The following is a 12,332-nucleotide window of genomic DNA, read 5'->3' as shown; positions in this document are numbered from 1 at the left end:
GATGGATATTGTGGCGGCAGGGATCCGCGCTCGACGGCATCATCCGCGCCGGAGTTGAGCAGTTCCCGGCTCAGCCAGCGGATATTGAATGTGCGGCCGTGCAGGCGTCAATCTGGGCCTGGACGATCCCGCCGTAGCCCGCCACCAATTCGTCAAAGTCCCAGCCGTCGAAGAGCCCCAGGGTCCGCACGGTCTCGCCGAAACCGGTCATCAGCGCGGTGACCGTCGACGCATAGCGGCGGTCCGGCGTCGTGTCCCCGATCAGCTTTGCGATGCTGCCGAGGTAGCGTTCGCGCAGCTCGTGCCGGGCCGCCTCGGGATCAGGGGCATCGTGGACGTTGATCGGAATGATGGCCCAGGGCTCGTGCATTCCGCGTTCGCGGCGCATGAGTACCCGGAAGACCAGGGCGCCGCCGAGCTCGGCCGCCGGGACGGTCAGTTCGGTGAGCAGCGACTCGTCCGGCTGCACCGCCGCGAACAGCTTGGCCTTGGAGATGAACAGCTTCATCACCAGCGCGGCGGAAACCCCCGCTTCTGCGGCGATGTCGCGGACTGTCACGGCGCGGTAGCCGCGTTCGCCGAACAGCCGCCCCGCGGCGCTGAGGATGGTCTCCTGGCTGGGGCTGCTCATGCGCGCACCGGCTCCCCGCCGGGCCGCTCTGCGTCTGCCCCGTCCGGGAGATGTTCAGCTGCAAGGTCCACAGTCAGGGACCGGTTATCGACGGTGAGCTTCCGCGCCACGGCTTGATGAGTCACGGGATGAAGCATAGTCACCACGTAGCGTCCGGCGGCGGGAAGCGGAAGTGTGTACACGCCGTCGTCGTCCGTCCTGGCGGTGTCCACATGCTCGCCGGTGGCGTTCAGCAGCGTCACCACGGCACCTGCCACGGGCTCACGGCCAACGGCCGCCCGGCCGGTGATCTCGAGCCGCTCCTGCAGGAGGAAGTTCTGCCTCAGCGTGCGGCCGTCGAAATCGAAGACCTCCGCCATCGGCGCCCAGCCTGCCGCGTTGGCCACCACAAGGTACTTCCCGGCGCCCGGCAGCGCCACCGAATAGTTGCCCTCGGTGTCCACGCGGCTCCAGTCCACCGGCTCGCCCCCGGTCTGGAGAACGGTGACGACGGCGGGGGTGAGCGGGCGGTGGTCGGGAGCCAGGACGCGCCCCTGCACCACGAGCTCTGCTGCCGCCGGCGGGGCGGGACGGTGCGTCGTGATCCGCGGAATGAAGATGGCGGCCAGGACAGACGCGGCGGACGCCAGCGCGGCCATCCAGAACACGTCCCTGAAGGCATCGAAGGACGGCAGCCGGGCGGCGCCCAGCGGGATGGTGACGGACGTGAGAACGGCGGCCACCGCGGCGCTGGATGTTGACGTGCCAATGGAGCGGACCAGGCTGTTCAGGCCGTTGGCCGATGCGGTCTCCGTGATCGGGACGGCACCCATGATCAGGGTTGGCATCGCGGCATAGGCTATGGCCGTGCCGACGCTTACCACCGTGGAGCCGATGATCACCGAGGTGATGGAGTCATAGAAGAAGACCCGGCCCACGTAACCGACGATCATCACGGCGGCTCCCGTCATCAGGGCAGACTTGCCCCCGAAGCGCCGGATGATGCCGCCGGACACCGGGGCGAACACCACCATGGCCAGCCCTGACGGCACCATGCATAGGCCGGCCGTGATGACGCTCAGTTCAAAGCCGTAGCCGGTGGCGCCGGGGAGCTGGAGCTGCTGGGTGGTGAGGAGCATGTTGGCAAACATCGCAAAACCGATCAGCAGCGACGCGAGGTTGGTCATCAGGACGGGCCGCCGGGCGGTGGTCCGAAGGTCCACCATGGGCTGGCCCACCCTGAGCTCGTAGGGAATCCAAACGGCCAGCAGCAGCGCCGCGGCGAGGAACAGCAGAAGAACGGGCTCGGAGCCCCAGCCCCAGGTGCCGCCCTTGGAAATGGCCAGCAGCAACGATCCCAGCGCGGCGGAGAGCACCAGCGCGCCCGCATAGTCGAAGCGGCCGGGAGTGCGGACTTTGGATTCCGGGACCACGAGTACGACGGCGAGCAGCAGCAGTGTGCCGGCGGCCGCGGAAACCCAGAAGATCGACGTCCAGCCGAGGCTTTCATAGAGGACGCCGGCGAGCGGCAGGCCCATGGCGCTGCCGATGCCCAGGGTGGCGCTCATGAGTGCCACCGCGGAGCCCATCTTTTCCTTGGGCAGTTCATCGCGCATGATGCTGATGCCCACCGGGATCAGTGACGCGGAGAACCCTTGAAGTGCCCGCCCGATGATGAGCCACAGGAAGGTCCCGCCCAGGGCGGCCATGACCGAACCGGCCACCATGATGGCGAGGCAGATGACCATCATCTTGCGCTTGCCGTACATGTCGGCGCTGCGGGACACGATCGGGGTGGCGACGGCGCTGGCCAGCAGCGTGGCCGTCACCAGCCAGGATGCGTCGTCGGCAGTGACCGACAGGATCCGCGGAAAATCGGGCAGCAGCGGCACCACCAGGGTCTGCATGAGTGCCACGAGGGTGCCGCTGAGCGCCAGGACGGTGGTGATGGCGGACGGGCTGCGGGTCGGTTTCGGGGCAGGGGGTGCTGTCATGTGCGGCAGGCCTTTTGGGAAGTGTTTGTGGAAAGGAACGCCCGCGTCAGGGTGAACGAGCGTTTACTCCTTCGAGTGAACCATTGTTCACCCTTGGGTTGCAAGGCGCCGGAAGTTAGTCTGGCCACTCGTGGCAATTACCCAACGCAAACCTTTCGTAATGCCGCAAAGGATAGGCTAGTCTTACTTTAGTTTGCTTCATTCACCTAAAGAGTTCCGTGACTTCCCCCTCTTCTCCGGCCCGCAGGCCGTTCGCGGCGGTGCTGCCGCTGGCACCACGCGCCGTTCCCTGCTCAAGACCGCCGGCAAGGCCACCGCCGTCCTCGCCGCCACCGCGCTTTCCCTGACGGCGTGCTCCACCGGGCCGGTCTCCACCGCTTCAGAAGCCAGCGCCACGTTATCCACCAGCGCACACTTCCCGGTGACCATCAAGCACGTCTTTGGCGAGACCACCATCAAGGAGCAGCCCAAGCGGGTCGTCACGGTGTCTTGGGTCAACGACGACGTCGCCATTGCGCTGGGCGTGGTTCCGGTGGGCGTGCTCAAGAACGAATGGGGCGGCAACAGCAAGGGCTCCACTCCGTGGAAGGACGCCGCGCTGGAGAAGCTCGGCGCGGGCTTTGGCTCGGACAAGGCTCCGATCCAGTTCTCCGAGGCGGACGGCATCAACTTCACTGAAATCGCCAAGCTCAACCCGGACGTCATCTTGGGCGCCTACTCCGGCCTGACGGAAGGGGACTACAAGAAGCTCAGCGAGACTGCCCCCGTGGTTGCACATCCCGAGCTCGCTGGCCGCCGGCGTCATGCTTCTTCTGGCCACCGGCATCCTGCTGGGCAGCTACACCGTGACCATCCCCGACTTCTTCAAGATCCTCGCCGCCCACGTCACCGGCGGCGAGAAGATCCCCGGTGCCAGCTTCATCGTGATGGAGGCCAAGCTGCCGCGGGCGGTCACCGGCACGTTGATCGGTCTCGCCTTCGGGCTCTCGGGCGCACTGTTCCAGACCATGCTCCGCAACCCGCTGGCCAGCCCGGACGTGATCGGCATCAGTTACGGGGCCAGCGCCGCCGCGGTCCTGGCCATCGTGGTCTTCGGCGCCTCCTGTGCGGCTGTGTCCGGGGCTGCCCTGCGCGATGGCCGTGGCGGCCCTGATCTACGGCATCGCCCGCGGCGGCTCCCTGGGCATCGGAGACGGCAGCCGGGGCAACGCGGCCGGTAACCGCCTCATCCTCGCCGGCGTCGGCATTGCCGCCGCGCTGCATGCCATGGTCAGCTTCCTCATGACCCTGGGCGACATCCGCACTGCCGCCGAGGCACTTATCTGGATGAATGGCTCGCTCAACTCCGCCAGCTGGGAACGTGCCGGTGTGCTGGCCCTGACGTTGATGGTGCTGGTTCCGCTTGCAGCCCTGCTGGCCGGTCCGCTGCGCATCCTCGAACTGGGGGACGACGCCTCTGCGGGACTCGGCATCCGGGTGGCCGCGACCCGGCTGGGTCTGGTTCTCACCGCCGTCGCGCTGGCCGCGGTGGCGACGGCGGCCGCCGGGCCGGTGGCGTTCGTCGCCTTCCTCGCCGCCCCCATCGCCCGACGCTTCACCGGAAAAGCCAGCTTCCCGGCGTCGGCCCTGGTGGGCGCGCTGATTGTCCTCGCGGCGGACTATGTCGCCGCCAATATCGCCCCGCTGCTGCTGGGCGGCACCGTCCTGCCGGTCGGCGTCGTCACCGGCGCCCTCGGCGCCCCGTTCCTGCTGTGGTTCCTGGTCACGTCCAACCGAAGGGATGCCTGATGGCTGTTCTGCAAGCCCGGGACCTCACCCTGCAATACGACCAGCACCGGGTCGTGGAAAACCTCACGGCGGAGATCCCCGAGGGCAGGGTGACCACGATCGTGGGCGCCAACGCCTGCGGTAAATCCACAGGGCGGAACGTCGACGAACTCTCCGGCGGACAGCGCCAGCGGGTGTGGATCGCCATGGCCCTCGCCCAGGAAACGGACGTGCTGCTGCTCGACGAGCCCACCACCTACCTGGACCTCGCCCACCAGGTGGAGGTGCTGGACCTGGTCACCGACCTCAACCGGCAGCGCGGTACCACGGTGGCGATCGTGCTGCACGATCTCAACCTGGCCGCGCGGTACGCGGACCATGTCATCGCCCTGAAGGCGGGGCGGACCGTGGCGGAGGGCGCATCGTCCAGCGTGATTACCGAGGAGCTGGTCCGGAACGTCTTCGGACTGGAATCCCGGGTGGTGCCGGACCCGGTGTCCGGAACCCCGCTGATCATTCCCCTCGGCAGGCACCACGCCCTGCCCAGAAGTTCCGACCACGACCCTGGAGATGGCCTCATGAGCGCAGTACAGAACAGTTCCGCCCGCACCTCCATCACAGACCGTCCCGGCTTTGCCACCGAGCCGATGACGCTGGCGTTCGATGTCACCGTCTCCGCGGTGCAGGAGCTTAGCCCGAGCTTCCGGCGCGTGACGTTCGGGGGCTACTCGCTGCGCGACTTCGGCGTCCACGGGGACAGCCTGGACCTGCGCATCAAACACATGATCCCTTCGCTGGGGCCGGACGGCAGCCGGCTTCCGCTGACCGGAAGCAGGTGGCCTTCATGGGCTACTGGCGCCAGGGCAAGGCCGAGCTCTGACCCTGGTGCGGCTCGGCGGTCCGCTCACCCTGGGTTAATCCTTTCTTTCCCTGCTGGCCTTTTGGGTTTGCTAGATTCGCTCAGGTGGGTGTCTCTCCATTGCTTCCGGACCGGGGCACGCGGCGGGTCTTCGTTGCCTTGGGGGACTCGTTCACCGAGGGAGTGGGCGACCGGAGTTCAAAGCTGCCGAACGGGGTGCGCGGCTGGGCTGACCGCGTGGCCGAGAAGCTGGCCAAAGCAGAACCTGGCTGGCATTACGCCAACCTGGCGATCAGGAGCAAACGGCTGCGCCACATCGTTGATGAGCAGCTGGAACAGGCCCTGGCCATGGAGCCAACGCTGATCACCCTCTATGCCGGCGGAAACGACATCCTTGACTTCGGCACGGACATGGAAGCGCTCCTGGCCCAGTACGAGGAACTGGTGGCCCGGCTGACCGTCACGGGGGCCACCCTGGTCCTGTTCACGGGGTTTGACGTCAAGGTGTCCGCGGTGCTCGAACCACTGAGGAAACGGAACACGCTGTACAACCGGGGCGTCCGCGACGTGGCAGCCAAGTACGGAGCGGTACTCGTGGATTACTGGTGTTTCGAGGCCTTCCACGACCGCAGGATGTGGGACACCGACAGGCTGCACATGTCCAAAGCCGGCCACAAGTACCTTGCGGCCCAGGTCCTGGACCACCTGGGCGTGCCGCATAAGATCAGCCTCAAGGCGTGGGAGCCCCCGGCCAGGATGACCCTCCGCGACTGGGAACGGCGGCAGCGCCGCTGGGTGAACGACTGGGTCCTGCCGCTGTTTGGCCGCAAGCTTCGCGGCGTCACGCTTGGCGACCACCTGAGCCCCCGCTGGCCCCAGCCGGTGAAGGTTCCGCGCAAAGGCGGCCTGAAAAAGCTGATGGAGCCGCGCGACTAGTCCAGCAGGTTCTCGAACCCCGGAGCAGTGCGGTTGGGGGCGAATTCGACGACCTCGAAGTCTGCAACACCGTGCACGTTATACGGATCCTTGGCCAGGGACTCATCGAGCGTCTGCCGGTCGGCCCTGGAGAGCAGCACACCTCCGGTGCGCGGAACCTTGCGGCCGGCGGCGATGAAGACGCCTTCGTCAAACGCGTCCTTCAGCCAGTCCACGTGGGCATCAAAGTGCTGGTCCACGATCTCCTGGGCAACCTTATAGGTCAGGGAAACTACGTACATGACCGCAAGCCTACCGCCCGAGCCATGGCCAACCGGCGACTCGCCGCCGGCGGAGCCGGCCTTGAACCGTCAAGCGTCAGTTCTCCTAGGATGGTGTAATGACCGAACCGCGCTGGCTCACCGCCAATGAACGCCGGGCATGGCTTGCCCTGCTGAGCATCAACACCATGCTGCCCGCGTCGCTCGACACGCAGCTGCACGCGGCCGGCAAAGTGTCGCTGTTCGACTACAACGTGCTGGCGATGCTTTCCGAGGCTGACGGGCGCTTCCTGCCGATGAGTGAGCTGGCCGCACGGACCAGCGCGTCCCTCTCCCGGCTGTCGCATGTGGTCACCAAACTCCAGAGCCGCGGCTGGGTGGAACGCCGGCCGCATCCCGGCGACGCGCGCGTCACCACCGCGCACCTGACCGAGCAGGGCATGGCCACCATCGTGGATCTGGCCCCGGGCCACGTCGAATCCGTGCGCTCGCTGTTCCTGGACGCTCTGACGGAACGTGACGTTGCGGACCTCGCCCGCATCGGCGAAAAGATCGTGGCCCGCCTGGACAGCAATCACTGGATCCTCCGCGAGCGGCAGCAGTAGCGATAGCTAAGCAGCAGTAGCAGCGCCCAGGCCGCCGGACGGCAAGGGCCTGTCTTGGTTGCTTCCGGCAACGGGTGGCAGACTTGCTCCCATGGATTTCACCGCCCGCTACGTCGCCCTCGGAGATTCCTTCACGGAAGGCGTGGGCGACGACGACCCCACACGTCCCAACGGGGTCCGTGGCTGGGCTGACCGGGTGGCGGAGCAGCTGGCCTCGGCCGATCCCGGCTTCGGGTACGCCAACCTCGCCATCCGCGGCCGCAAGCTGCGGCAGATTCTGGCCGAGCAGGTGGACGCCGCCATTGCGCTCAATCCAACCCTGGTGTCCCTTTACGCCGGGGCGAACGACATTCTCCGCCCCAAGATCGATATCGACGACCTGCTCGCGGACTACGAGAAAGCCGTCGGAAAGCTCGCAGCCACCGGTGCCACAGTGGTGCTGTTCACCGGCTTCGACGCACGGGGTTCCAAGGTCTTCGGCACCATGAGGGGGCGCACGGCCATCTACAACGAACTCGTACGCGGCATCGCCGGGGACCATGGCGCCCTGGTGGTGGACTACTGGCGCTTCAACGAGTATTACGACTGGGGCATGTGGGCGAAGGACCGGATGCACATGTCCGCCGCCGGCCACGCCAACATGGCCAAGCGGGTCCTGACTGTCCTCAAGCACGAGCACTCCATTGAGGTTCCACCGATGACGCCCGTCCCCGAGCTCAGCAAGGCGGAAGCCATCAAGGCCAACGCGCGCTGGGTCCAGGAATTCGCTGCGCCGTGGGTGGTCCGGCGGGTCACCGGTAAGTCCTCCGGCGACAACCTCCAGCCCAGGTACGCCCAGCTCACCCGGCTCTAACCCCGCCGGAAGCCGCCCGTCGCCAGCAGCTCGCCATTGGTAAGGACGGCCAGCGCCTCGATATCCCACGAGGCAGTGGCGCGGTTGAGCATGGGAACCCCGCCGGCCACAATCGCCGTCGCCAGCACATCGGCCGTGACCACGTCCGCCGCGGCGACAGAGACCTGCCGGAATTCAACGGCCCCGGCCGTGGCGCTCCAGATATGATCCCCGCGCTCAGCGGAACCGGAGGTTGCCAGCGCAGCCCGGGCCCCGCCGTCGGCCGTCTTTCCGCCCAGCGGAGTCAAGCTCTGCGGTGGCGCACCCAGCCCCGCCCCGCCCAGCGGAAATCCCGCCAGCAGGGTCCTCCGGTCCGCCGGATCGACGATCCCCGCCCGCCACGGCGCATTGGTGCCGGGGCTGGGGGAACCGCTGACCAGCACATCCCCGCCTGCGTTCAGGCACCAGTTGGCCATGCCCAGCGCCAGCAGCGACATGCCGGCCTCCCTAATGGCGTGCCCCTTGACGATCCCGGAAAGATCCAGAGCCCCGTCCGGACGCTCCGGTGTGAACGCACCCTCGGTCAGAAGCCGCCACTCGGCCGCCTCCTCATACCGCGCCCGCATTCCGGCCGACGCCTCCGGCAGCGCGAGTTCGCCACGCACCAGCCGGCTCGCCTCCGAATCGGGGCGGTAGAGGCTGAAGATGCTGTCCAGTTCGGTGAACAAAAGTTCGACGACGGCGGTCGCCGCGTCCAGCTCATCCGCCGCAGCCTGGGGTGCTTTATGGGCATCCGTCGGAACAGCCAGACTGATGACGGTCCCCATGCAGGTGAACGTCCGGGCCCGGAGACGGTGCGTAGTTTCAGAGGTTTGCTGCATCAAGGGCTGCCTGGAGGGAGGTGAGGTAAGCATCGCTTGTCACGGTGGCGCCGCCCACGGTCTGTACATCGGCGGACTGTGCCTGAAGGATCTCGCTGCGAAGAATCGGGGCGGCATAGTTGCTGATCTGCACGGACCGGCCCTCGGCGTCGGTCAGTTTCAGGGCCGTGACGTCGGTGATCTGCCCGGCCTTTACAGTGATCTGGACCTGCACGGTGCCGAAGCGGGTCTCGACGACGTCGCCGTCGTACGTGCCGCCAGCCTTGGCCGCAGCACCGGCCGCTCCCGCCGCACCGGATGTGCCCGACGACGCCGACGGTCCCGACGACCCGGAGGAAGCGGTGCCACTGCTGTCCGCGGTCTCTGCCCCGGAGGAAGCGGTGCCGCTGCTGTCCGTGGTCTCTGCCCCGGAGGTAGTCCCCGCGGCCTGGTTTCCCGTTGCTGCGGCCGCAACCGCGCTGTGTGTATCGGCCACGTGGATACCTGATTGCCAGCCGACCAGGAGGATGCCGGCTGAAGCCAAGGCTGCTGAAACTGCTGCTCTGATTCTCACCAGTCAAACCTTTCGTGATGGAGCTGATCTTCGTGGACGCCGGCGGCCCGGGCTGCGTTCAGGACGTTGTCTGCCCATCGCGAGGGTCCGCACACGTAGACGTCGGCGTGGCCGATTTCTGGAACGTAATCCGCCAGGCCGTACCCGGCCCGGTGCTCGTCTGCCGGTAGCCAGCTGTCCGGTGAATCGGAGTCCCGTCCGCCTGTGAGATGGAACAGGGTGGCGCCGCGCTGCCGGCACAATTCGAGGATCTCCTCGCTGAGGTAGAGCTCCTGGTTGCTGTGCCCACGGAGCAGGACCGTCGCCTGGCCGGGGGCGAAAGGCGTGGTCTCCAGCAGGGCGCGGAGTGGCGTGATGCCGATGCCGGCACCGATCATGACCACCCGGTCTTTGCTTCGTGCGGCGGAACTGAAGAGACCGTAGGGACCTTCGATGGCGACCTTCGTTCCGCGACGCAGCCTCAGCAGCTGCGCTGAGCCCCGGCCGAGATTACGGACGGTGATCCGCAGTCTCCCGTGCCCGTCGGGTCCGGTCCGCACCGGCTCTGCAGACAGACTGAACGGATGCGGATGCCACCACATCCCGGGGGCGAGGAAGCGCCAGATGAAGAACCGTCCGCCGTTGCCCGCCAGTGATCCGAGCTGCAGGCCGCTCATTTCGATGTTGACCACCCCGGGTGCCACAGCGGTGACGCGTTCCACCGTGAGCTGGTGCCTGAAGGTTGCCCGCAGAGGCTGGATGATCCGGTAATACAGGAGGGCAGCCCCGGTGGCGATGCAGATGCCGAGCCAGTACCAGCGCTGCCATGTACCGACGGCGAACAGTCCGCCCACGCTGAACTGGTGCGGCAGTGAGGTGAGGACGGCAGTATAGGTGAGCAGATGCACGGCGTACCAGAATTCGTAGGGGAAACGCCGGCGGACCGCTACCAGGGACGTGACCACAACGGCAATGAAGAAGGCCATGGAGACAAAAGCGAGCCACATGTCGGGCACCAGCACCCAGAGAGCCACGGCTTCGCTGACCGGGTCAAGCCCTTCAGCCATGCCGTATCCCACCGCGATGAGAAGCCCATGGGCCAGTAGCAGGTACAGCGAGGGTTTTCCCAGCTTCCGGTGAAACTCGAGCGCCCTGTCGTGCCCCACCGCGCCGTCGATAAACGGAATCCTGGCGGTCAGCAGAAGCATGAGCAGCACCAGGTCCATGCCGGCAAGGCCGGCAACAATGCCCAAAGCAGTGATCAATCCGGCCGGGGAAGGCGCCGCAGTCAGGCCGCCGTCGGCCAGCCAGAGCGCAACCGAAGCGGCCAGCGAGGACCAGGCTGCCACCGTCAGGGCGTCGGCGCGGAGGAGCCTGCGCCGATGCCGGCCGGCGAAGCGGCCGCCGTCCCGGACCGGGGCTGGCCCACGGGTGGGTCGTGTCGGTGTGCCGGTCCCGGGGGAGGGCAGGAGCTGTGTGTTCATGACTCAAGATTCGGCCCAAAGCCTTTGACTTTGCTGTGAAGAGCCTTCTTTCCGGATATGTCTTGAATGAAAGTGCCGCCGACGGTTCGCGGGGCTGCGTTATACAGCGTTCCCCTTCGGATTGGTCTTTAATTCGCGTGTCTCGTAGACTTGGTTGGCGCTAGGTGGCGCGGAGCGTGTGCAATTGCTCCGGTTTGCGGCGGCTGTTGGTAGTTTTCACAGTCCCGAAGGCCGGCAGTTAGGGGCTCAAGTTGCGTGCATTCCTGTATTCGCCCAGCATCCCGGCACTCCGCAGTGGTTTCCATTGCCAGGTGTTCGTGGCTCATCGCATTCCGACGCAGTAAACCCGGTTCGCCGGTGTTGAAACGTGCGGACGCGTGAGGCTGGATGCGGACGCCGCCTGCCGCACGGTGAAGCAGAACTCTGCCAGCCGTTACATTCATTTTTCAGAGGAGAGTCGTCATGGCAGCACACTGCCAGGTGACCGGAGCCGAGCCGGGCTTTGGACACAGCATTTCGCACTCGCACCGCCGCAACAAGCGCCGGTTCGACCCGAACATCCAGAAGAAGCGCTACTGGGTTCCGTCCCTGCGCCGTAATGTCACTCTGCAGGTCTCTGCAAAGGGCATCAAGACCATCGACGTACGCGGCATCGACGTTGTCGTCGCCGCCATCCTGGCACGAGGAGTGAAGCTCTAGTGGCAAAGGACAAGGACGTACGTCCGATCATCAAGCTCAAGTCGACCGCGGGCACGGGTTACACCTACGTAACCCGCAAGAACCGTCGTAACGATCCGGACCGCCTGGTCCTGAAGAAGTACGACCCCAAGATCCGCCAGCACGTCGAATTCCGAGAGGAGCGCTAAACACATGGCTAAGAAGTCCAAGATTGCTCGCAACGAGCAGCGCAAGGTCATCGTTGAGCGTTATGCTGCAAAGCGCCTCGAACTGAAGAAGACCCTGGTTGACCCGAACGCGACTGACGAAGCACGCGAAGCTGCACGCCTCGGCCTGCAGAAGCTGCCCCGCAACGCCTCCCCGATCCGTCTGCGTAACCGCGACATCATCGATGGCCGCCCGCGCGGTACCTTCCAGAAGTTCGGTATCTCCCGTGTCCGCTTCCGCGACATGGCTCACCGCGGTGAGCTCCCGGGCATCACCAAGTCTTCCTGGTAATCCAGCACCGCTGATTCCAGCTGCTTGAGGAGGGCCGGCAACCATATGGTTGCCGGCCCTCCTGCGCGTTAACGTCACTTCGTTTTGCGGCCGGGCACCGCCGGGCCTCCGCCGGGCCTCCGCCGGTTCATAGGACCGTGCGGCGTGACGCACCGCACAGAACAGAATCACGACGCCGACGCCCGCCTTTTCGGCCCGTCGCACCCCGCTCGCCGCGGAAGTTCGCGGTTTTTGTGCGGCCTCCCGGTCGATTTGCGTGGGCCTTCGGGGGCGTGTAGAGTCTTTCGAGTCGCCGCCGCTGATGCGGAAAGATAGCGACCGACCCCCTTTCAAACGGCCTGGAAAATGGTGCACTGGTTAGTGTGCTGTGGACGGGCCGGGCGGGGGCCTTCCCTG

Annotated in this window: 12 protein-coding genes and 3 pseudogenes; 9 read left to right on the top strand and 6 right to left on the bottom strand. The window is 66.3% G+C overall.

Annotated features, from left to right (window positions below):
- Window positions 1-70: 70 nt before the first annotated feature.
- On the bottom strand, window positions 71-631 hold the full coding sequence (locus AC1DFE_RS21125) for a TetR/AcrR family transcriptional regulator (RefSeq protein ID WP_476907816.1): 561 nt from the start codon (window positions 629-631) through the stop codon (window positions 71-73).
- Window positions 628-2,604 carry an MFS transporter gene (locus AC1DFE_RS21120; RefSeq protein WP_476907815.1) on the bottom strand — a complete coding sequence of 659 codons (1,977 nt, stop codon included), beginning with the start codon at window positions 2,602-2,604 and terminating at the stop codon, window positions 628-630. Before AC1DFE_RS21120 ends, AC1DFE_RS21125 begins: the two co-directional genes overlap by 4 nt.
- A 289-nt stretch (window positions 2,605-2,893) precedes the next feature.
- Here AC1DFE_RS21120 and AC1DFE_RS21115 point away from each other — a divergent pair.
- The 4 genes and pseudogenes from AC1DFE_RS21115 to AC1DFE_RS21100 form a co-directional block, all read left to right on the top strand.
- Window positions 2,894-3,394: pseudogene (locus AC1DFE_RS21115) on the top strand (ABC transporter substrate-binding protein); the annotation flags it as partial.
- Window positions 3,395-3,407: 13 nt separating this feature from the next.
- A pseudogene (locus AC1DFE_RS21110) lies at window positions 3,408-4,392 on the top strand (FecCD family ABC transporter permease).
- Window positions 4,392-4,910 (top strand): annotated as a pseudogene (locus AC1DFE_RS21105) (ABC transporter ATP-binding protein); the annotation flags it as partial. The pseudogenes AC1DFE_RS21110 and AC1DFE_RS21105, both read left to right, overlap by 1 nt.
- Before the next feature lie 425 nt (window positions 4,911-5,335).
- Complete coding sequence (locus AC1DFE_RS21100; protein ID WP_476907814.1) at window positions 5,336-6,166, top strand: SGNH/GDSL hydrolase family protein; 831 nt, start codon at window positions 5,336-5,338, stop codon at window positions 6,164-6,166.
- Here the strand turns inward: AC1DFE_RS21100 and AC1DFE_RS21095 are convergent.
- The gene (locus AC1DFE_RS21095; RefSeq protein WP_476907813.1) at window positions 6,163-6,447 is read right to left on the bottom strand and encodes a YciI family protein; all 285 of its coding nucleotides are present in this window, start codon (window positions 6,445-6,447) and stop codon (window positions 6,163-6,165) included. The genes AC1DFE_RS21100 and AC1DFE_RS21095 overlap by 4 nt on opposite strands.
- Before the next feature lie 98 nt (window positions 6,448-6,545).
- On the opposite strand from AC1DFE_RS21095, the gene AC1DFE_RS21090 reads away from it, so the two are divergent.
- Window positions 6,546-7,031, top strand: a complete 486-nt coding sequence (locus AC1DFE_RS21090; RefSeq protein ID WP_476907812.1) for a MarR family winged helix-turn-helix transcriptional regulator — start codon at window positions 6,546-6,548, stop codon at window positions 7,029-7,031.
- A gap of 91 nt (window positions 7,032-7,122) precedes the next feature.
- Complete coding sequence (locus AC1DFE_RS21085) at window positions 7,123-7,884, top strand: SGNH/GDSL hydrolase family protein (RefSeq protein WP_476907811.1); 762 nt, start codon at window positions 7,123-7,125, stop codon at window positions 7,882-7,884.
- On the opposite strand, the gene AC1DFE_RS21080 is transcribed toward AC1DFE_RS21085, so the two are convergent.
- From AC1DFE_RS21080 to AC1DFE_RS21070, 3 genes are read right to left on the bottom strand one after another with little or no spacing between them, the layout of a single operon-like run.
- Window positions 7,881-8,744 (bottom strand): FAD:protein FMN transferase, encoded by an 864-nt coding sequence (locus AC1DFE_RS21080; RefSeq protein WP_476907810.1) that lies wholly within the window; start codon window positions 8,742-8,744, stop codon window positions 7,881-7,883. The two genes, AC1DFE_RS21085 and AC1DFE_RS21080, sit on opposite strands and share 4 nt — an antisense overlap.
- Entirely contained in the window at window positions 8,728-9,297 is a 570-nt protein-coding gene (locus AC1DFE_RS21075; RefSeq protein WP_476907809.1) for an FMN-binding protein, read from the bottom strand. Before AC1DFE_RS21075 ends, AC1DFE_RS21080 begins: the two co-directional genes overlap by 17 nt.
- Window positions 9,294-10,760, bottom strand: a complete 1,467-nt coding sequence (locus tag AC1DFE_RS21070) for a ferredoxin reductase family protein (RefSeq protein ID WP_476907808.1) — start codon at window positions 10,758-10,760, stop codon at window positions 9,294-9,296. The genes AC1DFE_RS21075 and AC1DFE_RS21070 overlap by 4 nt, the downstream gene beginning before the upstream one ends.
- A 462-nt stretch (window positions 10,761-11,222) precedes the next feature.
- Here AC1DFE_RS21070 and rpmB point away from each other — a divergent pair, with 462 nt between their 5' ends.
- The 3 genes from rpmB to rpsN are packed head-to-tail and all read left to right on the top strand — an operon-like array spanning window position 11,223 to window position 11,936.
- Window positions 11,223-11,459, top strand: coding sequence for a 50S ribosomal protein L28 (gene rpmB / locus AC1DFE_RS21065; RefSeq protein WP_050687447.1), 237 nt, complete (start codon window positions 11,223-11,225; stop codon window positions 11,457-11,459).
- Window positions 11,459-11,626, top strand: a complete 168-nt coding sequence (gene rpmG, locus AC1DFE_RS21060; protein ID WP_003798558.1) for a 50S ribosomal protein L33 — start codon at window positions 11,459-11,461, stop codon at window positions 11,624-11,626. The genes rpmB and rpmG overlap by 1 nt, the downstream gene beginning before the upstream one ends.
- Before the next feature lie 4 nt (window positions 11,627-11,630).
- Window positions 11,631-11,936, top strand: a complete 306-nt coding sequence (gene rpsN / locus AC1DFE_RS21055) for a 30S ribosomal protein S14 (RefSeq protein WP_003798555.1) — start codon at window positions 11,631-11,633, stop codon at window positions 11,934-11,936.
- Window positions 11,937-12,332 lie beyond the last annotated feature (396 nt).

The organism is Arthrobacter sp. 05T423, from assembly GCF_056396245.1.
Note: the sequence above shows the minus strand (reverse complement) of the source record. Positions and strands in the feature narration are given on the sequence as shown.